16 protein-coding genes and 1 pseudogene are annotated in these 23,091 nt (G+C 45.2%); 3 read left to right on the forward strand and 14 right to left on the reverse strand.

All coding sequences use genetic code 11. The annotated features are described in order from the left end of the window. Positions 1 to 322 precede the first annotated feature (322 nt). Entirely contained in the window at positions 323 to 949 is a 627-nt protein-coding gene (locus J2T16_RS16265) for a hypothetical protein (protein ID WP_221787639.1), read from the forward strand. Positions 950 to 1,058: 109 nt separating this feature from the next. Here the strand turns inward: J2T16_RS16265 and J2T16_RS16270 are convergent, their stop codons facing one another. From J2T16_RS16270 to J2T16_RS16300, 7 genes are all read right to left on the reverse strand, one after another. Beyond that, entirely contained in the window at positions 1,059 to 7,358 is a 6,300-nt protein-coding gene (locus tag J2T16_RS16270; protein WP_221787640.1) for a cadherin-like domain-containing protein, read from the reverse strand. 393 nt (positions 7,359 to 7,751) lie between these two features. Then, positions 7,752 to 9,143, reverse strand: coding sequence for an ADP-ribosylglycohydrolase family protein (locus tag J2T16_RS16275; RefSeq protein ID WP_221787641.1), 1,392 nt, complete (start codon positions 9,141 to 9,143; stop codon positions 7,752 to 7,754). A 1-nt stretch (position 9,144) separates the two neighbouring features. Continuing rightward, positions 9,145 to 10,104 carry a nucleoside hydrolase gene (locus tag J2T16_RS16280; protein WP_154889735.1) on the reverse strand — a complete coding sequence of 320 codons (960 nt, stop codon included), beginning with the start codon at positions 10,102 to 10,104 and terminating at the stop codon, positions 9,145 to 9,147. 10 nt (positions 10,105 to 10,114) lie between these two features. Then, positions 10,115 to 11,050, reverse strand: coding sequence for an ABC transporter permease (locus tag J2T16_RS16285; protein WP_154889733.1), 936 nt, complete (start codon positions 11,048 to 11,050; stop codon positions 10,115 to 10,117). Then, complete coding sequence (locus tag J2T16_RS16290) at positions 11,043 to 12,092, reverse strand: ABC transporter permease (RefSeq protein WP_154889731.1); 1,050 nt, start codon at positions 12,090 to 12,092, stop codon at positions 11,043 to 11,045. Before J2T16_RS16290 ends, J2T16_RS16285 begins: the two co-directional genes overlap by 8 nt. Further along, entirely contained in the window at positions 12,089 to 13,645 is a 1,557-nt protein-coding gene (locus tag J2T16_RS16295; protein WP_154889729.1) for an ABC transporter ATP-binding protein, read from the reverse strand. Before J2T16_RS16295 ends, J2T16_RS16290 begins: the two co-directional genes overlap by 4 nt. Positions 13,646 to 13,795: 150 nt before the next feature. Continuing rightward, positions 13,796 to 14,923 carry a BMP family ABC transporter substrate-binding protein gene (locus J2T16_RS16300; RefSeq protein ID WP_154889727.1) on the reverse strand — a complete coding sequence of 376 codons (1,128 nt, stop codon included), beginning with the start codon at positions 14,921 to 14,923 and terminating at the stop codon, positions 13,796 to 13,798. A gap of 267 nt (positions 14,924 to 15,190) precedes the next feature. On the opposite strand from J2T16_RS16300, the gene J2T16_RS16305 reads away from it, so the two are divergent. Together J2T16_RS16305 and J2T16_RS16310 are read left to right on the forward strand one after the other, a co-directional pair. Then, positions 15,191 to 15,952 carry a helix-turn-helix domain-containing protein gene (locus tag J2T16_RS16305; protein ID WP_499018779.1) on the forward strand — a complete coding sequence of 254 codons (762 nt, stop codon included), beginning with the start codon at positions 15,191 to 15,193 and terminating at the stop codon, positions 15,950 to 15,952. Positions 15,953 to 16,329: 377 nt separating this feature from the next. Next, on the forward strand, positions 16,330 to 16,569 hold the full coding sequence (locus J2T16_RS16310) for a hypothetical protein (protein ID WP_221787642.1): 240 nt from the start codon (positions 16,330 to 16,332) through the stop codon (positions 16,567 to 16,569). Between the two features lie 545 nt (positions 16,570 to 17,114). Here the strand turns inward: J2T16_RS16310 and J2T16_RS16315 are convergent. From J2T16_RS16315 to J2T16_RS16345, 7 genes and pseudogenes are all read right to left on the reverse strand, one after another. After that, a pseudogene (locus J2T16_RS16315) lies at positions 17,115 to 17,372 on the reverse strand (CD3324 family protein); the annotation flags it as partial. Positions 17,373 to 17,383: 11 nt separating this feature from the next. Beyond that, complete coding sequence (locus J2T16_RS16320) at positions 17,384 to 18,061, reverse strand: hypothetical protein (RefSeq protein WP_499018781.1); 678 nt, start codon at positions 18,059 to 18,061, stop codon at positions 17,384 to 17,386. 260 nt (positions 18,062 to 18,321) lie between these two features. Then, a complete protein-coding gene (locus J2T16_RS16325) occupies positions 18,322 to 19,197 on the reverse strand; it encodes an AraC family transcriptional regulator (protein WP_221787645.1) in 876 nt (291 codons plus the stop codon). A 103-nt stretch (positions 19,198 to 19,300) separates the two neighbouring features. Next, positions 19,301 to 20,551, reverse strand: coding sequence for a TerD family protein (locus J2T16_RS16330; RefSeq protein WP_221787646.1), 1,251 nt, complete (start codon positions 20,549 to 20,551; stop codon positions 19,301 to 19,303). Between the two features lie 239 nt (positions 20,552 to 20,790). Then, a complete protein-coding gene (locus tag J2T16_RS16335; RefSeq protein WP_308723248.1) occupies positions 20,791 to 21,201 on the reverse strand; it encodes a VOC family protein in 411 nt (136 codons plus the stop codon). A gap of 243 nt (positions 21,202 to 21,444) precedes the next feature. Continuing rightward, on the reverse strand, positions 21,445 to 22,083 hold the full coding sequence (locus J2T16_RS16340; RefSeq protein WP_499018784.1) for a hypothetical protein: 639 nt from the start codon (positions 22,081 to 22,083) through the stop codon (positions 21,445 to 21,447). A 209-nt stretch (positions 22,084 to 22,292) separates the two neighbouring features. Then, positions 22,293 to 23,069 (reverse strand): class B sortase, encoded by a 777-nt coding sequence (locus J2T16_RS16345; RefSeq protein ID WP_499018785.1) that lies wholly within the window; start codon positions 23,067 to 23,069, stop codon positions 22,293 to 22,295. Positions 23,070 to 23,091 lie beyond the last annotated feature (22 nt).

The raw sequence follows: 23,091 nt of genomic DNA on the forward strand, positions 1-23,091 counted from the left end.
CTCTTTGTAATCACTTTCTAACTCTGTTAAATGAATGAATCATCCTCTTTCACTACCACTATGCCTTCCTGCAACTTCTACCAAACATATTTAAGCTCACAACGATATAAACCATCTATTTTAGCATTTGATGTCCATTAAAGGAGGTGACCCTGAGAGCACTGTACATATGGCTGTCCCATAAATGACCACTGGGGGATGTGTTGATTGCTCTTTCACCACTTCTGACCGAACGCTATGTTGCATTACGGCAATACCCGTAAGCGTTTGTTGTACTACGCAATTTGCATCAACCATTCTAAGGAATATAGGAGAGTGTCCAATGAAAAAGCTATTTTTCCCAAAATCATTCCGCATTTTGATCGCATGTTTGTTGATCCTGGCCTTTGCTGTACCTACAACAGCTTCCGCAGGCTACCTTGGAGATAAATTGTTGATCGGTCAGAGTATGCAAAAAGGGGACTATCTTACCTCCCAAGACGGCAGGTTTTCAGCCATCTGGCAGGATGACGGGAATTTCGTAATCTACCAGAACGGCTCTTCTCTATGGAGCAGTGGCACAAGTAAAAGCGGAGCACTTTCGTTTAAATTCGAACAACAATATGGGAAGCCTGTCATCTATAAATATGGAACGAAGTGGCAAACGGTTTATCAATATGCTTATCGTTGGGGAACCAACCCGGCCACAGGGAAGTATGAATACTATTATGGCCCGGGCTGGGATACCGTACTGGTAACAGATACAACCAAGCTGGTAGATGCCTGGTTTGCGAATACTGCAGCATGGATTCCTGGTCACCATGGAAGCGCGTTACCAACGAACACAACAGGGGACACTTTCGTCATGCAAAATGACGGTAACCTAGTTCTCTACAATACTACCCTGACCAACGAATATTACCCGAATAGCTGGATTCCTGTCTGGGCTTCCAATACGGGCGGCCGTTAATAGGGGATCGACAGAAGCCTTATATTTATGTTGATTGATACTCGCAATGAATATATGAAAAGCCGAAGCAGGAGTTTATCCCCGCTTCGGCTTTTTTATTTTTCGCGAATTACCACAGATCTTCCGGAATGTATTTTAACATCGTTTCGGAGCCATCTGGATTGATCTTGTACGTATGCGTTCTTGTCGCTTCCTCAAGATGTCCGAATGACCATCTGCCCAAACGGTTGTCTGGATAAGAAGCTTCAACCCCGGTTAATGGACCTCTGTACAGCATACCGTTAATCATCTTGACAGCTTCCTCTCTGGTAAGCTGACTGTTGGGTTGGAAGGAGCCATTTTTGTATCCTGATAGGAATCCAAAACGGTATACCTCATCGATAGACTGCTCCGCCCAGCTCCCTTCAATATCGGTAAACGAGCTGATTCTCAATACATTGTTCATCTTCAGCTCTCTTGCAACTCCGAGATAACGAGCAATGGCTGTTGCCAGCTCTGCCCGTGTGATCGGTTGATCTGGCTTGAACGTGTTATCTGCATAACCTTTAAATATCTCTTTGTTTACAACTGCTTCGATATAATCGGCTCCCCAGTAACTTGTAGCAACATCGCTGAATAACTGTACGTGACGAACCTCATCTTGCAATTGCAGTGTACGGGCAAAGATGGCAGCAATCTCTGCACGGGTAATGAGTCGTCCGGGTTTAACGTTACCATCTGGATATCCCATAATGTAACGGGCATGCTTATGTTCATAACGGTTAGAATACAACATCACCTTGATCAAGGATGCATCATCTTGTGTATTCGTAAGTGTAAGCTTGTGATCCGTGCCTATACTAGCCGTTATGGTCCCAAAATCTTCACCTTCGTTCATATCGTTAACCTTGAGTTTGAACGTCAGCTTGCCTTGCGTTCCTCCCGTCAGCTTACCAACATTCCACTTGAGTTCTTGGCCTGTCAAAACACCGCCGTTCGCATCCACCAAACTTAGCCCTGAAGGGATCTTAACTTTGATGTACACACCATCGGCATCGATCGAGGTTTTATTGGCATAGATCACGGTGAAGGTAAGTGTATCTCCTTCGCCACCCTTCATTTTGTCAACCAGAATCGCTGTAGCGAGATCGATAGACCCCGAAGGCGTCGTAGTTGTTGGAACAGTTGCTGGTGGAGTTGAAGTTGTCGGTGAGTTTGATGCACCCGCACTCGTTCCTGCTCCTGATCCTGTTCCTCCAGATGTTGGCATAGGTGTCATGCTAAAGTTATACAGCACAATATCCGTACCCACATGAATCAGCGGTTGGCTTGGATCAACAACTCTGCTATCAAAATCCTTATATCCAGCTCTCTTCGCAGTTAAATAATAGTCCGTATGCGGAAATACCATAAAGGCATATTGCCCTGTCGCATCACTTGTCTGCGGGTTGGCATTATCCGCTGGTGGGAAGTTATTCACTGGCGGCAAGTTAACAACTGTTCCGTTACTGTAATGAAGTGTAACAACAGCACCGGTTATCGGTTGACCTGTTACGGAATCTGTAATTGTACCATACGGGTCAATAAGCACTTCACTGATGCTAATCTGTCCGTCTGCATTAATTTCGGCATTCATGTGCCCTACAACGATAGGTTGTGTCCCGCCTCCTGGAAGCGGAATGTTATAGATAACTTTTGCCGTATAGCTGCCCTTGAGCACACTGTCAATATTAAATATACCGTTGTGGTCAACTGGACCTGTATGATCGCCATTGCCATCATTGATCAATACGTTGTAGCCACCGCCCACAGTCCCATCGAGCGTTGCGGATTCCCCTTGCGTTTTTCCAACCAGGACAATACCTGATACCGTTTTATTTCCATCAAAGGAATGGCCATCCACACTTCCGTTTACGGGGACGTTCTGATTAAACGTGACCGATTTCTGCTGACCGTTGATCTCAACCAGCTTTGTAATCGATACATCGTACGTCACATTCCCCTGCGGTATAGCAATGGTGTATGCCCCATCAACTCCTGTAATAGCAACCGCGTGAAAATCAGCAATGCCATCTCCGTCAAAATCTTTACTTACTTTAATCGTGGAACCTGCTAACGGATGTCCTGCCTGGTCTGTGACAACACCTGTAATAACCCCAGGAGTAATCGTGATATAGATCGTGTCACTAACCTGGATACCCTTTTGGCTATCATCTACGGTTGCCGTCAGCGGTATGGATACCGATCCCGCACCCCCAAGAACCGCTGCAGTAAAGGTTGTCTTAGCAACGCCTTGTGCATCCGTCAGAACCGTTATCGTATTGGTATTTCCGGTAAAATGACCGTACGTTGTATTCGGTACTTCAAACACAACTTCAACGCCTGCCTGAGGACGCCCCTCTTTATCGGTTATCACCGTCTTAAATTCGGATGTAGCCGTACCATTACCAAGTATGGATGAGGGGTTGGCTGTTAATGTTATCTCGTAATCCACAAGTTCAAAATCTTCGGTGATACGTCCGTTTCCATTCACATTGGCTGTAGACACAGAGACTTCTCTATGCGCCGGGCTATATCCATCACGCACAACTTCCAAAATATAATTATTGATGACGACGTCTTCGAAATTGTACTTCCCATTTGTATCGGTCGTAGTACGCCCCTTCTCTTTACCCGCAAGGTCGCGCAAAATTACAGTAGCACCGGATACCGGATTTTGGGTCTCTTTATCTCTGATTGTTCCATCAATGCTAGGGTTGATAAATGTGATTGTAACCGTAGCTTCGTTGGAATTACCTACTCCATCATAAGCCTGATAAGTGAACGTCACACTGCCAGATATTTCTCCAGCAGGCACAAACGTAAATGAACCATCGGTTTTAACATTCAGTGTACCCTTGCTTGTATCACTCAGGGAGCTGATGCTCACGGCAGTAAGCGTACCGTTCCCTACAACGGTATCATTTGATAGAATACCGATTGCCGCAGGAACGTTCAGCGTACGGCCCTTCACTACCTGATAGCTGTCATTCTCAGCTGTAGACAGCTTACTGAATTTTGCATAATAGTCTCCAGCTGAGGAAACTGTCAATGCATAAACTTTATCCGTACTTACAGGTGTACCTGTACCTTCCTCGTTGTCATACCATCCTGCGAAGGCATAACCGGAAGCTGGAACTGCCTTAATCGTTGCAGATTCACCAAGTGCGTAGACACCGTCACCTTCTGTTACGCCACCAACATTACCAATGACATGAGTCGTGATCGGCACTTTGATGGTGATGGTAACCGTAGCTGAACTTGAGTAGGCTGTCCCGTCATAGGCCTCATAAGTAAATGTCACATTACCCGATGCATTTGCTTCCGCAACAAACGTAAACGATCCGTCCGGATTTACATGTAGTGTACCTTTGCTCGTATCACTAAGCGAACTGACATGGTCCACGGTGAGCGGATGATTCTCATCATCGGTATCGTTAGAGAGCAAGCCCTTCTCCGCTGGAACATCCAGTGTGTCTCCGCTTCTAACGTTGTAGCTGTCGTTTTTCGCGGTTGGTTTATGTGCAGGTGGTGTAATGTTAATCGTTACCGTCGCTTCATTCGATAGGGCAGAACCATTATTAGCTTTGTAGGTGAACGTCACACTACCCGATGCTTCTGCTTCCGCCACAAAGGTGAATGATCCATTTGAATATACATTCAGTGTCCCCTTGCCTTCATCACTGATTGAACTGATACTTGCAGCAGTAAGTGTACGTCCCTCGCTATCCGTATCGTTGAGCAAAATGCCCTCTTCCACTGGAACACTGAGAGTTTCTCCTCTCACAACGCTATAAGTATCATCATGGGCTACGGGTAGCGTTGTGAACTTTGCATAGTAATCCTGATTCGTCTGAACATTGAACTGATAAGTTGCATCCGTACTTACAGGAGTTCCTGTTCCTCCCGGGTTATCATACCACCCTGCGAATGTATAACCCTGATTCGGAGTAGCTGTAATTGTTGCAGAATCACCAATGTTATAGGTGGCATCCCCTACAGATGTACCACCAACGGCTCCAATAACATGCGTGTTGATTACAGCTGTGGTCACGTTGGTTACATCCGTAGATACCGTATTCGACGCAAGGTTAATTCCTGAAATGACAGCATTATCGCTATCTAACGTCTGCGGCGTGCCCGGTGCAGTTTTCGTAAAAGTAAGCACCTTGCTGTCATTGGCTGGAACATCAATCCCTGTTTGGGTTTGGCCATCGCTAATGACGCTGAGCCCTGTAATAGCTATATTTGTATAGTTATAGATGGTCACTTTGTAATCTATAGACCCGTTAATTGGAACGGTTGCCGGGCCTGTCTTCATAATTCCCATCTGCAAATCAAGCTTCCCGTTGTTTCCAAGTCTCATAATGGCCTTGCCATTATTCAGCGATTCCTCGGTTACATACGTTGCGCCGATTCCACCCGTTTTGGAAATGGTCTGTTTACTTGTTAAAGCCTGATAATAGGGACTGTCAGCAGGTGGGTGGAAGTACGCTGCCGTCTTGGCTCCGTCATTCGCATTGCCCGCATTGATGTAACGGGATATGTCCGTCACCTGATCAGGTGCTACCTGAAATGTCGGTTTTACTTTATAACTGATTTTAAAAGAACCGCCTGCTGGCGCACTATAGTCTCCAGGTTGCGGACTTGTCCGGTTTTTGAAACGGTAAATATGCGATTGCATATCATCTGCGTCAATATACCATGTAAGATTGCTAACGCCTGCGACGGTTTTAATGACCGCCTTACTTCCATACCCCGCGAATGCATACGCTGTACCACCGTTTATATTCGTATTTGTGTCTACTGTCGCAACAGCATCCCCGATTTTTAACGTGGACAGATCCACAGCAAAATCATTGCTGATATCGTCTGCAACAACGATAGCACTCGCGATATCTGCCGTCTCCCCACCGTTCCCCAAATCCGTGGTTTCCGGTATGTTGAGAAGCGGAAGTATCGTTGTAGTAGCCTCGACATCATTGGTTAAACCAGAGAAAGCTGATTTCACAATGTCATACGTTGGGGCAAATGTGTAATAACTACTGTATACAAATGAATTGGCATAGTTAAATCCATTAGGCCCCTGAGATGCATATGCACTCAGTTTGTCATATGTGTTCTTGGCAGTACCATAGTTATAATTACTATCTTCCTTATTCTCGTTGACTCGTTTCGGATCAAGTCCTGCCCACGCATACACAGGTTCGTTACCGTTATACGGTCCATTGATCGCCGTTGTGGAACCCAACCCTACAGTATACACTTTGGACTGAGTGGCTTCTCCCCCATTGTATTCGGTGTATTTACGGTCCATAAGATCCTTCATATATGCACCGGTAAGAATGGTTAACGCAGCAATTTCCGGATCACCTGTATTTGCCAAACCGACGCCCGCTGTAGCTGGCACATACTTGTTAACATTCGTTCCGCTTTGATTATAATTCGGGATTGTTATAGCCTCAGCTAATGCATTGGCAAAATCGGTCTCAAATGAACTGCCTTTCGGCGAAAGAGACCATGCTTTCTTGGCATGAATTGCCGCTCCATCAGATAGAAGGAATAAATAAGGCTGTCGCTTTGGGCCTGCTCCCTTCGTTCCCACCTTACTCATCGTCTTCGAGACACCGTACATGATGCCGTCCTGAGTGGGAGTGCCGGGCCCTAGTCCAACTGCAGGTTGTGTTCCAACGGAACTACCATCTTTGATTAGATTACTGTTCAAAGTAACCGTTTGAGTATTGCCACCTACATATTTCAGATAGTCTTCTGTACCATGACCCGAACTAAATTCGTAATGTCCCATCTCCATAAATGTACCGAGATGGTTAGCATCAGCTGATCCGCCGAACCAATATACCGCAACACGGTTGTTGGAATTGGCGTTCATGACTGTACGGATGGCGTCATTTGCAGCCTTAGCCATAGCTTCTACGCGATAATAAACGCCTGCATCTCCAGCTGTGAGCGCTATTTCTTTACCGCTGCGGGTACCCATTGAAGAACTCATATCCAAAATAAAAGTTACGTCTGCCGCAGATCCGTTCGCATTGCTGTTACCGCCAACGCCTGGATTCGTGGAGTTGGATGTCATATATTCTTGTGCTAGTGCAGATAACTGAATATTGAATGTACCATCATTCTCTGCCGTAACACTTTTGTCTGTCCAGATCCTTCCATCTGAGGCAGCTGTACCGAAGCCAGCAGGTGCTGTATCTGTGACCGGATCGGCCATTAACTTCACACGATATTGCTTGTAGTTTGCCTCTGCTGTGGTTGGAGCGTTATTTGCATAGGCTACTGAACCTAATAATGCAGATAGGCCACTCCCCCCCAGGATTAAACATACCGTGAGCACAATAGAAATGATTTTTTTGATGCCTTTGGTCATATCCTTTTTGCCTCCATATAAAATTGAAATGTAACTGGTTTCTTGCTGTAGATAATTCTGAATCCCCTTTCATATATGCAACCCAGTTAACTTGCTATAGGGAATTCTTGTGCCTGATCTACAAACGTGCATTCACAAAGCAATCTACTGAATCTATTATTGTTTATGACCTACTTTCTATATAAAAGATGATTAGCGAGATTCAGTATAACCTCTGTCTCTAAACAAATACTGAACAACAAAAAAGCCTTAGGAAAATCCTAAGGCTACACACTATTAATATAATTAATTCGAGTTCTATTTTATGATAGGATCGTTCCAAGCAAAGGAAACTGACGCATCAGGGACGAAAAGGCGGTAAAAGATGTACTTCAGTAGGTTTCAAGACACGCCCTAGTTACGCGCTTGATTGTGAAGCTTCAAAAACACCTGATAGCTGCGTTCAGCACAGGAAGAGATCGACACCGGATCGAATCCAACCAGATCGGCGTACAGCGTGTCGTTTAGTGGAGCTGTCCAGGATTCGGGCAACTGTGCTGCCCCAAGGCGCGCACCCATGATCGACCCAACCGTAGCTCCATTACAATCGGTGTCGAGCCCACCATAAACAGACGTGACAACTGCCTTCTCAAAATCATTGCCAGCATACACCAGAGATGCTGCTACCAGTGCAGCATTGTTATTGGTATGCACCGCATCATAATGACTGAACGTATCCCAAATCCTGCTGACCAATTCCCGCTCGTTCCGAGCAGAGAGTCCAATCTCCATGCCTTGAAGCACATCTGCGGCCAGTCTGCTTGTCTTCGGAATCTCGCTGAGTCCAATTTCTACGATACGCTCGCTATTATTTTCCACAAACGCCGCAGCGATCATCGCTGCATTCAACATCTCACCATAAATACCATTCTTGACATGAGAAAAGGAGGCATCTCGCCAGCCAAGTTCGGCTGCCAGTTCAGGTCGTCCGGCTACACCATATGCTAATCCGTCAGCACGGATTGCAGCTCCGATCCACTCGCGGTATGGATTAAGATACATACGCACACACTCCTGGCGTTGCGCCCAATCTACAGGTTTATCCGATTTCAGGTGCGAGGTCTCCTGAGCGAAATTCATGTATGCTTGTGTCTCCGCTGTACATACCTGACTGTATGTGAGACGGTGATGCCACAGTTTTCCGATATCCCACGAATCCCAGTCCAGCCCTTTTTCCTCCAGCAACAGCAAGCCCAGAATCGTGTAACGAATATCATCATCGCTCTCCATAAACCGAATTTTCTCTCGGACACTTAAAGGCCCTAGTTCTGTCAAACTCAAGCCATACTCCTGCTCCGCACGGGAATGTTCAGGAGTATACCCTCGAATTGGCCAGGCGTCAGCTCCCTTGAACCAAAGCTCAATATTTTCCCAGCCCGGGCGTCCATCCTTACCGTAGAGGTAATCGGGGTGTTCCAATGGCTTCCCTAGTGCACACCCAACACTTCGCCCGAGCCAAGCCCCGTAGAATTTATCTCGCCATACTTGCTCACTCCAGTCCGCTTGAAGCTCGCGAGGTCCCTCTGGACGCAAAGCACGGATGTCTTCCAAATTCGAAGGTTCTGCAAAAGGAAAATCAGCCGATACCTGAAGTTCCATCAGTTCTCGGTAGAGTTGCAACAGCGTGCTCTCATCATCAGCGGCCTCGTCCCACTTTTGCATATATCCCTGAGTGTCACAGCCTTCCTCACCCCGTTGAAGCAGTTCAAGTCGCACCGTCTCTCGCAAGTCAGTCCAGCCTGCCATATTAAGAATCCCCTTGTGGAGATTGCTCTACACGAGCGTCCAGGATAGCAAGTGCATCATAGATGAGACGAATGAAGGCATCACGGTCAACATCTAGCAGTACGTTCACATTAGGCTCGCGATCTGTCTTGGTGCGCAAGTCGCCCACGGTCATCCCGCGTGTGTGCGTTCCTTGGGTTTCGATCGTCACGTCCAGCATTTTGCTTTGGAACAGCTGAGGCTGAAGCAGCCATGCAATGGCACACGGATCATGCAGGGCATTGCCATGGTAACCCATCTTTTTGCCGTAAATCGAGTAGAAGTCCAGCAGTTCCCCAACCATAACTGATACGGGGCCGCGTGTTTTCAAAGCCTCAATCTCCTCGTCAAAAATAGCCGCTTTATCCGTCACATCCAGTCCACTCATCGTGATCGGAATTCCTGATTCAAATACAATTTGGGCCGCTTCCGGGTCAACATAGATGTTAAACTCTGCTGTACGAGTTACATTTCCATAAGCAATGCCTCCACCCATCATGGAAATGCCCGCAATCCGTGACTTCAGTTCAGGATACGCACGAATGAGGGTAGCAATATTGGTCAACGGGCCAATGGGCACAAGGGTGATCGGCTCATCCGAAGACAGCAACAGATTTCGTATAAACTCTACAGCCCCTTCTTCAATTGCCCGAAAGCGGCTTGGCGGAAGTACAGGGCCGTCCATTCCCGATTCACCATGGGCTTCCTCTCCCGTCACTAAGGAACCCAACAGCGGCCCCTTCGCTCCTTTCGCTACCGGGATATCCGCTCCGACAAAACTGAGAATTTTGAGCGCATTATTCGTAATCTTCTCTAAGGTCTGGTTGCCGCCCACTGTTGTGATGCCCTTAATCTCCAGCTGCTCTGGGTTAGCCAGCGCCAGCAAAATGGCAATTGCGTCGTCATGTCCTGGATCACAGTCAATAATTATAGGTTTTGTCATTGTTCTCTCCTCAGTTCGTTTTTTGTGCGAATTTACGCCGCTTCTTACGTGTCTCAGCAATCGCATAAACAATTAGTCCGATCACGGTGGCTACATAAGGCAATGTACCGATTAACTCAGCCGGTATCTTGAGCACCTGCAATGCATTAGCCAGTGCCTCCGCTCCACCGAATAGCAGTGAGGTCAGGGCTGTGCCTACGGTTGTACTGCGTCCCATAGACTCCGCTGCGATGGCAATCCAGCCCCGGCCAGCGATCATATCTCTGGTGAATAGAGATAAATATCCCATCGACATGTAGGCACCACCCAAACTGGCAAAGAATCCACTCAGCAACAAAGCCATATACTGAATTTTCACCACACTGACACCAACCGACTGTGCCGCATGCGGATTCTCACCGACGGAACGAATTTGCAGACCTAGTGGCGTACGTTTTAATAAATAATAGACGGCAATAACGGCTAGAATGGAAGCATATGTCAAAATATGATGCCCTGACAGAATCGGGCCGAGCACCGGAATTTGTTGCAACAGGGGAATATCTATACTAGGCAGCACCTTGCTCGGCAAGGACGTAGATGAACCTTTGTCACCACTAAGCAAGTACAGTAGAAACACCGTTCCCCCTGATGCAAACATATTGATGGCAACGCCGCCGAGAATAATATGCGTCTTGAATTTAAGGGTGAAGAAAGCAAGCATTCCGGCAATCGCCGTACCCGACAGCACTGCGCCAAGTAATCCGATCCAGGCACTGGCCGTGTATGAGCTGACAACAACCCCCGCCAGTGCGGATACGAGCATGATTCCCTCCATACCAATGTTGATGATCCCAGCTCGATTGGAGATCAATGCACCTAAAGCCGCGAACAAAATCGGAGTAGTAACCCGTAATACAGAGAAGGCAAAATCCGTCGTTAAAATGACGTTCAGCAGGCTATTCATGCAGTTTGGCCTCCTTCAGCAGCATCCGATTCTTCCAGAATTTCAAGAACTGCTCCGCAGAGATCAGCAAAATAATGACTGCTTGAATAATGGAAATCATCTCGGAAGGCACATCCGACAAACGAGCCATCAGGTCCGCACCGATACGAATATAGGCGAGGAAGAGTGCGGCACCAATGACGGAAAGAGGATTGTTCTTGGCAAGCATGGCCACAAGTGCACCATCCAGTCCATATCCCGGCAATGCCGTCCATTGAAAGCGATTATACATGCCCAGCACTTCGACCGAACCACCCATACCGGCAATAAAACCTGCAATTAGGTGCACCAGAATGATGACTTTTGCTGTTTTCATACCGGAGTATCCAGCAAATTCGCGGTTGGCTCCCGTCATGCGCAGCTCATATCCCCACTTCGTGCGATACATGAAATAATGAGCAAGAACAATCAACACCAGCACAATGATCAGTCCGGTATGCAGCCGTGTGCCTGGCATTATTTTGTCCAGCTGTGCCGTCTCGGCAAATTTATAAGATACATTCGAGAACGCCTTGGCATCCCGCAGGTGATAATTCAACAGATACAAGCCAATTCCAAAAAAGATGCTATTAAACATCAGTGATGTGACCAGTTCATTGGCATTCCATTTGGCCTTTAGATAACCGGGAATAGCTGAGAGTAGTGCACCCACAATCGAACCCGCTCCAATCGCCACGATCGGGTGCATAATTCCGTTCATGCTTAGATGAATAGCCAGAATGGCAGCAACAATACCTGAGATATAAAAGATGCCTTCTGCGCCCAAATTGAACATGTTCGTTTTAAACAGGAGTGACACCGACAGCCCTGTAAACATGAGCGGGATTGCCATTTCCACAACATTGCCCATGCGGCTTAAGGTGGACAGCGGCTCAAACAGGAAGATGCGGATAGTCTCTACAGGCTGGCTGCTCACCAGAGAGATAATAATAAATGCAATAGCTAAAGAAATAAGAATGACTGCTGCCGTGCGGTATACTTCAAAATATTTTAATCGGATCATGGGGAAGCCTCCTCCTCATACTGCTCCTGCTGCTCACGAATCCCAAGCATGTAGAGACCCAGCTCCTCTTCGCTGACGCTTGACGGCGAATCCAACCGGGCGGCAATCTTGCCGTCATATAACACAAGCAGTGTATCACTCATTTCCAGAATTTCATTCAGATCAGCCGATACAAGCACAATTGCAGAGCCCGCATCCCGTAGCTCCAGCAACTTCTGATGGATAAACTGTGCCGCTCCAATGTCCACCCCCCGCGTAGGTTGCTCTGCTATGAGCAGATCCGGTTCGGTTGAGCACTCACGGGCAACGACTACCTTTTGCATATTGCCTCCTGACAACATACCGATTGGCTGTGACGGGCCGGAGCAACGAACCTTGAATTCCTCCACCAGAGAACTTGCCAGCTTTTGAATGGATGACATACTAAGGAGCGGCCCTCTATTCAGCAATTTCGAACGGTACCGGGTGGAGATCAGATTGTCTGCAATACTTGCCTCACCAGCTGACCCCTGGCGCATCCGGTCTTCCGGGATGTAGGAGACGCCGAGCCCACGAATCTCACGGATACCGAGTGAATGAATATCCTTTCCCTTCATTTCGACCTTGCCGCCTGCATAGCGGTTCCCCAAGCTTCCAGTCAGTGCTTCTACGAGCTGACTTTGCCCATTGCCTTCTACACCAGCAATCCCGACAATTTCTCCTGCACGAACATGAAAGCTGATATCCGACAACAGTGCCTTGCCTTCGGGATCAACTGCCCCTAAATTCTGCACAGACAGTACAGGCTCACCATAATTCTTCTGCGTCTTGTCATACTTAAGCACAACATCCCGTCCAACCATTAGCCGTGATATTTCCTGTTCTGTCACATCTGCAATGTTAAGCACACCCTCGGTACGTCCGCCACGCAAAATGGTAATTCTATCGCAGATCGCTTTCACTTCTTTCAGCTTGTGCGAGATAAACACAATCGTATGTCCTTTTTCTTTCAGCAGCTTCAACTCTCGGAACAACTCTTCTGTCTCCTGTGGAGTTAGTACGGCTGTAGGCTCATCCAGAATGAGTATTTCTGCACCACGTAGCAGAGCTTTCAAAATCTCTACCTTTTGCTTCATCCCTACGCTCAAATCCTCAACCTTGGCCCTTGGATTCACGGACAGATTGTACTTGCGCGCCGTTTCCTCCGTCATGCGGACAGCTTCTGCATAATGAATGCCCACACCGCGTCTCGGCTCCATGCCGAGCACCATATTCTCAGCCACGGTGAAGGAAGGAACGAGCATGAAGTGTTGATGCACCATACCGATTCCAAGCGCAATAGCATCCTGAGGGTTGCCAAGCTTGATCTGTTTTCCTTTTAACAAAATCTCGCCTTCGCTCGGCTCTTCCATGCCAAACATCATCTTCATCAATGTAGACTTGCCCGCCCCGTTCTCCCCGGCGATGGCATGAATCTCTCCCTCCTGCAAGGAGAACTGAACATTCTTGTTAGCGACCACCCCATTGGGGTAAACCTTTGAAATATTACGCATTTCCAACAGTGCGCCGGACATGTCGGGTTGCTCCTCTCTACTAGCAATGTGCACAAAAAATGTACAGCCGAAAATGCATCAATGATCATGACTACATCTCCAGCTGTACAACATACACTCGGTTATTTCACTCCGATGATCCTATCCAGTAAACGAATGTTTATGCTTATCTTATGGCTTCACGCTATTACGGATCGCTTCGATCTCTGAGGTTTCCATGCCCATCGCATTGGATACCTTAATCTCTTTGTTTTCAAGTTTCTTCTTGATCTCTTCTACTTTCGCTTGCAGATCAGCAGGGAATACACTTGTATAGATGTCATTCTCCGCAATACCAACACCGTTCTCGACAAAGCCCATCACCTGGCGCTTTCCTGTCTCCAGCTTGCCCTCTTTCGCCTGGTTCACGGCTTCCAAAATCGAAGTGTCGATCTTTTTGATCGCAGAAGTAATGATAAGGTTAGCTTTGGCAGGGTCTGTCTCTTTGAGCAACGCAGCCTGGTCCGAGTCCACGCCGATCGCATACTTGGTTTTTTCCTTGGCTGCATCAAAAATCCCCAGGCCTGTACCGCCCGCTACGTTAAAAATCACGTCAACTCCCGAGTTATATTGAATAAGGGAAAGTTCTTTTCCTTTGGCCGGATTGACGAAATCACCAGCATAAGATACAGCGACCTTAATATTTGGATCTACGTACTTAGCTCCTTCAATGTAACCGACGAGAAAAGCATTGATACCGGGAATGTCCATCCCGCCCAGGAAACCGATCAGGTTGTCCTTGTTTGCATTTGGCATGTCCGACTTGGTCGTGAGCGCCGCAACCGCTCCCGCCAGGAAGGATACTTCATTAGTAGAATAGGACATATTATATACATTGGCCGGGGCATCCTCGATGTCTGTATCGTAGTTAATGAACGTTTTATCCGGATGCTGCTCCGCAGCAGCATTAAACATTTCTGTAATTTCAGAGCCACCAGAAATGACGATGTCCCAGTCCTCAGCAGAAATATCGTTAAACGTTGGCTCCCACTTTGTTTTGTCTGCACCCATTTCAATGACCTTGGTCTTAGCGCCCAGTTCGGACTTAACTAGCTCAAGACCATGATTAGCAGCGTCGAAGAAGGATTTGTCTCCCAGTGTACCTGGAATCAGCAATACCACTTTCAGTTGATTGGTCTGCTCACCGCCATTCCCCGTTCCTGCTGAACCCGTTTCACCTGTTGTACCCTTCTTACCTCCACATGCGGACAGAAGCAACAACAACGCTACCATACAAATTACCAACGCATTCTTCTTCATGTTCTTTACTCACACCCCTGTTTGTTGTTAAAATCATGGATAATCTGTCGTGCTTACAGCCCAGCTTTATAAATCATGTAAATTAAAACCTAATTCTGAATTGTAATGCGTTTTCTTTACAGCTATAACCGAACGTATAAACTATCACTTCTGTTTAACATTCGTTTATGAGTATGATCATAACAAAATCAAGCCATTATATTTATATGATTTCGGTCGCTTTTTTGTACGATTCGGCTAATTGTCGAAATTAGGGGGAAAACAATAATGGATCAAGTTCTATATGTTGTCAGAGCCGAACATGCCCGGTTCACACATATCATCCCTCATCACCATGAATGTTATGAGTTGGTATATTATTTTAAAGGGAACGGGACATCCATGATTGGAGAACATAACTACCATTTTCAAGCTGGAACCTATGCACTTATTCCGCCACACCAACAGCATGATGAGGATCATCGCGGGGACGCTGAGGTACTTTTTGTTGGATTTCAGACGGATCTGTCCGAAATTGCCGAGCTGCAAGGCATGCATCAGGATGACCGGGAGCATAACATCTATAACTACATGCTACAGTTGAACACGGAATATACACGGCGGGGTGAAGGTGCTCAGGACTACCTGAACGACCGTCTACACCATATGTTACTGCACTTGCTCCATCGTGGAGGTAACAGCATGTACCCTCTGTTCTCCGGAGATCGACTCCAACATGTGCTTTCATATATAAATGAACATTTCACACAACGTCTCTCCATCGAGATGTTAGCGAACATGTCCGGATATAGCTATGATCGCTTCCGGCATCTGTTCAAAGAGAAATACGGAGCCTCCCCTTCTCGATATATGCTAATCAAACGCCTGGATTACGCAAAGCATCTGCTTGCCAGCACACAGATGTCCATCTCGGATGTCTCCGCCGAGGCTGGATTCGTGAATGATGCTCAGTTCTGCAACATGTTCAAAAGAGAGACTGGTACAACCCCGCGCTCCTATCGCAAAAACTTGCAGATCACGAACATCTAGCACCCTTGATTTTTGCTCTGTGAGAGAGTGAGGGTGCCAGATGCTTTTTTGGGGTTATACCTCGCCTGTTGCTACGTTCAACTTAACGAACGAAAAACGCCCTATCTACTGGTTTGTTGATAACCGTAAACAGGACGTAAGATTGTTCTTATTTTTATGGATAGACCTTGTAAAAACCGGCACGTTATAATACTCCCCAAATCCCCTCTCGTCAAGAAATAATGTGCGAATGAGCGATATAACGAGCGAGCCCCCCTCTATTCTTTCTATACAGTAATGAATTTCCGGATATGCAGGGCAATATCACTTTTTTCAATTCATCCGATATCACGTAAAATATTGTTCAGATTGATGAGGAATTAAGAAAGGAGCTTTACATGAACAGCGTGGATAAAATCCAATTTTTTCTCTTTTATGGCGAAGTGCCTGAGGCAACTTGTTACGGGTATATGGAGATAAATCAGGATGGCAATATGATTGCTCTCTACAACAATTATGGCGAAGAGATCGACCTGTTTGGCGGGCATGCAATGGTCAAGGTGCGGACGCTTGGCAAATTAGATGATGAAGACCGCGATAATTTTTACTCCCTGTTAGAAAGTGATGGCGTAGGATAAACTGCACAATGTTTGCTTTACTACTAAACTTTGTAGATTAAAAAGAAAGAATATCATTTTCCCAATTACATTAAGGGCCTCCTTTACAGGATGGCCCAGCTATTAAATCAAACTTTATTAACAAAAATGAATACATTGCCGAAATGTTTCATGAATCTTTTATACTCGGCGTTTTCTTTTAATACAATGATGGAGGGATAGGCATTTATTTTGCTTTGTTTCAACGAAGCGAGCAATCCCTTCTGCATCATGCAATGAAACTTTCCTTCCCTATACTGAATAAGAAGTGGTGGGGACATCGATGTATCATCACTTTCGCTTGCTACGTTCTCCACGTTATCGAATTCTTCATACTGAATAAGGCGTAATGGAAACTGCACCACTCCAAAGTATAAACCATCTTCCTTTATGAGTCCCTGCACATCGGGAGAGGCCTGGCAAGTGAGCAACAAATAGCATTGTATCCATTCTTCAAGCATGCCGGTATTGGCATAGCTTACAGCTGATTCTAGTGTCGGAGAATACGTTAATTGTGCATCGGTATGCTTCGAGTAGATGATTTTCTTAATGGAGTCCAGAGATAAATAATATTCGTCCGCAAGTTCTGATACAGTGAGCCCATGAGCGTACTTATTTCGGATCATTCGATTGCGCTTTTTGAGTTGAGTTCGGTAACCCGACGTTTCGCCCCAACCCTTTTTTTCCTCCCCGGAAGGAATATACAATAGTTTGCCTGCCGCATACTTCTGAACTTCTTTCATCAGCTCCTCGGGAAGAACATCGCTAGCATTGATATATTTCATAATATCACCATCTATAAAGCGTAAATTCGATCTTTTAGTTCACTGATAGACTTCATAATGGACCGGCAGGACTCCGTATCATCAATAGATGCGTGCCAGCGCAAGACATCAATGCCTTTATAATAAGCCATACATAGAAATCTTTCCTGAAAATCGGGTATGACAATCTCCCTTTTTTTGCAGTAATCAAATAATAATTCTGGAATACGCAAGTATGGCTTATTTAAATCCATAATTACAAAATCGAGAAGAAAATCGCCGATGCCGGATCTGCTCCAGTCAGGGAATCCAACCGTCGTTTTGCCATCCGTGATCAGATTAACGAAGAATGTATTGTTATAGACCAAATAGCGTTTCCCCTCACAATACGGGATTCTATCCTTCATTTCCTGCAAATATGTTTCAAAAAATTCACGATCAAGTATCGTTGTCTCGAACATCTCCTGCCAATTGTACCAATAGCCCTCTTGAGGTTCTGCGAATGTTTCGATCAGAAATTCTTTACAACTCTCGTATTCTGTTTTGCATTCCTCATCAAATTCACCGTAGCCCTCAATTCCCTGGATATCAGATACATGAATTTCCATGATCTTGTCAAAAAATAGCTCGTGGCACTCCGCAAACTCTTCCAGGTTTAATTGATCAGCGATACGTCCATTCGGCGTCATATTTACTTTTTCAGATAACATCGAACGAATCATGTGGTCCTTACTCATCTCTTCTTCTCCTTTTCTCAATTAAGACTCATCAGGTGCGCATCTGACATAAGAAAAGGATACCACTCGAATGATGCGGGATATAGGCAATGAATATCTTAGGTGAACTTTACATAGCTCTATAAAAATTCCCCTATACTTGGATCAGGGTTTACCATGCTGTGTTCAAACATACGTTTAAGGCCATCCTCTGATGGATGGCCTTAAATACAAGTAACCGCACTACTATTCTATTATCTTGGAATAACAGGTATCCAAATCTCGCTCTTAAAGTTGGGAGATGACACATCTTTACCTTCATTCCATAAGATTTCCGGTCCTTCCGCCACTTCATAGCTGGCAGAAGGAAACCATTCGGAATAGATTCGACCCCATACCTGTTGTAACGTTTCCGGGAAAGGTCCAGCCGCTTCGAAGACGGCCCACGTCATTGCGGGAACCTCTAACTTTGCAAATCTCTCAGGAAACTCCTTGGATGATGTAGCAGCACCTATATAATGGTCCAGCTCTCCTCTTTCCTCCATTCGCCCTTCAGAAAAATGCACCGAAGCTGAAATTAATCCCTGTGGCTCAACATTGGAAAGTTGTTTCAATTCACCAATATCTTCACTGGTTAAGCTTTGCCACATTGATGCAATTTCCGGGTTCACCCCGTCAAATTGAATGGGTACCCTCTTCATTATGCCTACAATATAGAACGATTCCTTCTCAACAACACGATAGTTCATTGCATTTCCTCCCTGAACAGTTAATTGGAAGGTCATTCGTGGATAGGCTACTAAAGACGACACATGCGACCTGACCGATGATGGCGTTATTCCGTGCAATGCTTGGAAAGCTCTGGAGAAAGCATCAGCTGATCGATAACCATATTTCACTGCCACATCCACAATTCTTAAATCTCCAGCTTGAAGTTCGAATGCCGCGAGAGTCAGACGCCTCCTCCGGATGTATTCCGACAACGGAATGCCTGCAAGAAAGGAAAACATTCTTGAAAAATGATAGTCTGAACAATGTGCCCGTTTCGCTGCTTCCTTCAGATCGATGTCTTCCTCAAGATGATCTTCAATATACTGTAAGGCTCTATTCAGATTGGCCAGCGAATCCATCCAAATGACCTCCTTTCAGGTATAGAATATCAAGAGTGGAATGTTCACATCCGACATTTCATGCACAGATTTGTGGGACAGTTAACTTGAACGAACCATTTGATTATTTATAGTCATTCATCGGCCCTTTATCCATGATCACTTCTACCATTTTGGAAGATCCCATCTTGAGCTTGGGCCTATTCTCTGAATTAGGCTTACTATAAAGCTCCAATGGACTTATGATTACACCGTCTGGTGTGTTATACAGTATTCCTGGTACACAGGTATATATCTTATCATTGTTATTAGCATTCTTAGCCGAGATCGTAACAGAGGTTCCCTCATGATTATCTATACTCATCGAGACCTTGTATCTGTAGAAAGAACCTGTCCCATTGGACTGAGCTGAATAAACGACAGGAACAACCGCGAGGATATCATCTCTTAATCTTAACTTGATCACCTCTGTCTTAATGGCTTGGTTACTTCTCCCCACATCACCCTTATGTTCTACAGCACCGTTACCAAAGCTTTGAAGTGGCGGTACGCCCTTCGCACCAAACATAGCTACATCAATCTGCTTACCATCCTTGGTGTAGACCAAAGCGTAGATATCATAATCCGTTCCAGTCTCCCATGATACTGTAGCTGTAATCTCTGGTGTTTTATCTATGAGTACTGACTTTTGCCCTTTTTCGAGGTTAATCTTACCCGTTACCTTTTGAAGATTTAATGATGATTTAGATGATTGGGTATTTGTCTGATCAGCAGCAGCTCCACTCATTGAATCAGACACTTTTGGTGATGGATTTGGAGTAATGTGAGGCTCAGCAGGTTTGCTTGGTTCGTCCGCTTCAACCTCAACACCATAGTTTTTACACAATCCTTCAAGCCCTGAATTAAATCCGCGCCAGATTGATTTTGCCTTGGTTTGTCCATTCCTTAAATATAATTCCAGAACTACGATTCCATTTTCGTTCGTGAAGCTGGAGGGAGATAACTGAATAACTGTATTATCAGTACATATTTCAGCTGTCAGATTTTTCACATTCGAAAATCCTGTGTTATGATCCTCTGTCAGTGTTATTGCTATTTTGGTTATCCCTTCAGGAACTTTATCCATATCGAAATCAATTCTATGTACTTTGGTATTACTTGCTTGCTCGGAGGGTAAAAGAGTGGCTACACCTGTGGAACTTGTTGGTTGATTGTAAAAAATGATCCCGCTATCTCCTTGCACCTTGTCGGACTCCGTTAAAAGGAAGGCCGTTAGTGAAACATCGATGAGATTCGAAATCTCGTGGCTAATCTTGATACTCCCTTTTGCCGCACTTAAAGTTGTATTTGCTCCCATCTGAAGAAACTGACTCATTCAAAATCACTCCCTATCCATTGATGTCTCGTACTCAAGCTGATCTTTTCGTTCCCAAAGCGCAGAATATGTACTGACTCACTTATATTACCACAAGAAGGAAATACTTAGGAGCTGAATCGCTGCCGTAGTTATGAGTTGCTTTTTTCCGCCAAATACAGATTTAAAAACGCCCTGTCTACTGATTTATTGAAAATCGTAAACAAGACGTGATTTGATTTTATGCGTATATTTATAAGTTAATGTCTATCATTTAATCGTTGAATCGCTTCTTTGGTTATCGGTTGAAAGAAGTTTACCATGTTGCCATCCGGATCACGAAATAGCATTGAGCGGTTTCCCCACGGCATTGTGGTTGGTTGTTGCACCCAATCATGAATGTATGTTTTCAGGCGCACGTATTCCGCTTCGATATCAGCAACATGAAACTCCAAAATGACCGGATGATTCATGGCCTCGGCTACATTTTCAGCGTCCACCCCAAATAATGTTGTGGTCTGGGTGTGCCCGATGGCAAGCGTGCATGATGGTAAAACAAACTCTGCAAATACAGGTGCAGGGCGCTCCGCTGTAACCCCAAGAACGTGTTCATAGAACGCCATAAGACCCTCTACATTGTCAGTAATGATACGTACAGAAGCAAAATTCATAACAGATCATCCTCCCTAATTTTCTACATTATTTATCCCTAAATCTTGTTACTTACCTGTCTCCCTTGCTGCACTGATCTGATTATAAAAAAACGCCACTGACAACGTTATGTCAGTAGCGTTTATAGGTACTCTTTGGATTTACATATCACGAAGCAGAGACGTTCCAATTCGCCTCTCCCCAAATAACCGCTGCAGAGAACAGGACGGTTAAGGATTTCATGCGATTTTGGTCTATTGCACTTAAGAAAACTGACAGAAACCGGCTACAGGGTGTTCTATTTCAGTACCCATTTTGGCGAAAATATATAGAGAACCAAAACCAAATGGATAATTGCCATCCTCTTGAATCAATGTATCGGGATAACCATCTTCATCGACTTGGAAAAAGAATGATAGTGACTCTTTTTTGAGTTTTGCAAAATAATAGTCTTCATCCTGAATCAGTCTCGGATTACCGCCCACCTTGATCAAAAAGGGCTGCTCCATTGATTCTTCGTCCTTGCTTCGTTCTCCGTGTGAGATGGAGTGTCTTATCAGATCCTTGTGAGTAAAGGACCCCTGGATGCTTTCTGCTGAAACAGGATGTTCAATCACCTTGATCGAGCAATCAGGATAGATGTTATTTTCCAGATAGCTTTCACAATTTTCAGGGATAAAGATCGAGATCATGCTCTCTGGTTTGAAGGGATGGTTAAGGCTCAGATAGAAAGCATACTTTTGGTTACCCTCATGGATGAGTTCAGATTGGTCGTCAAAAAACTCGGGTGCATTACCGCCGATCCAGCCTGCTCTATGTTCACTGGTTAAGAACGGTTTGGCATAATAAAGAATAGATTCTACTCTAGTCGTCAACATATTCGCTTGATTCTCTATCGGCACTTTACAACTCCCTCTCCAGAATCTGATATTTACTTGTTTATTCGCGTATAACACTCATCTCCATTATAAAGAAGACTCCTCTCTAATCCACCTACGTTTAACCTCGTTCCTGGAACTTCATTAAAAGTTAGGGGACAACATAAAAAGTCGCGTCCTCTAAAGAGAGCACGCGAGATGAAACCCATTCATTTGGTGTTTGGTCATCGACCTTAACGCTTTTTAGCAACTACCGCTAGCCGGCCATTTTCAGTCGAATATTCACATGTGGACAGTACAACAAGTTTATCACCATACTGAGCGTTTACACCTGTGTCGTAAAGAGCGAGTTTTTTGATATTCTGAACATATGAATCAAACTCAGTGGACGTCTGTACATCCCCAATTTGATAGTACTTAAACACGTCATCTGATTTACGATACACTTTGGATAGAATCACAGCAACAATCTCGTACTCTTCCTTTTCGTAAAGCGTACTAAACTCGAATGTAGCGTGCTCTTTATAAAAGCTTTCACTCTTGTATTTCATTAGGTCTTTAAACATCCAGCCACTTTTCATATGATGTCCGTGAATTAGCAAAATATCTGAACCCCTGATCTGGCTATGCCTGTCCAAAAAAGGAAGGCCACCTTGGGTCTCCTTTTTATCAAAATCATGATCCAGATAATAATCCGCATCCTGTGGATTTTGCATGACAGGATATTCAATTCGAGTGCCGTTAATCTTCAGCCAGCCCACAATGTCCGAATTCCGCTCGTAAAGGACTTGAAATTCAGGAAGCATGACTCGCTTTTTCTTCTTATTGAACAAAAAAGAGGGGATTGCATCCCCTCCGTTTTTATTCGACCCTTCCTCCCACATGTTCGCCAACTCATCTATTTTCTGTTGCTCAGCATAATCTCGCAGCAGCGTTCTTGAAATACCGATGAGAGAGAATACCAACACAAGGGAGGAAATGGCGATAAGAATTTTTTTGGTTTTGCTCATGTTCTTACCGCCTTTCCGGTCA

Origin of the sequence: Paenibacillus intestini (assembly GCF_030803945.1) — a bacterium.
Taxonomy (GTDB): domain Bacteria; phylum Bacillota; class Bacilli; order Paenibacillales; family Paenibacillaceae; genus Paenibacillus; species Paenibacillus polysaccharolyticus.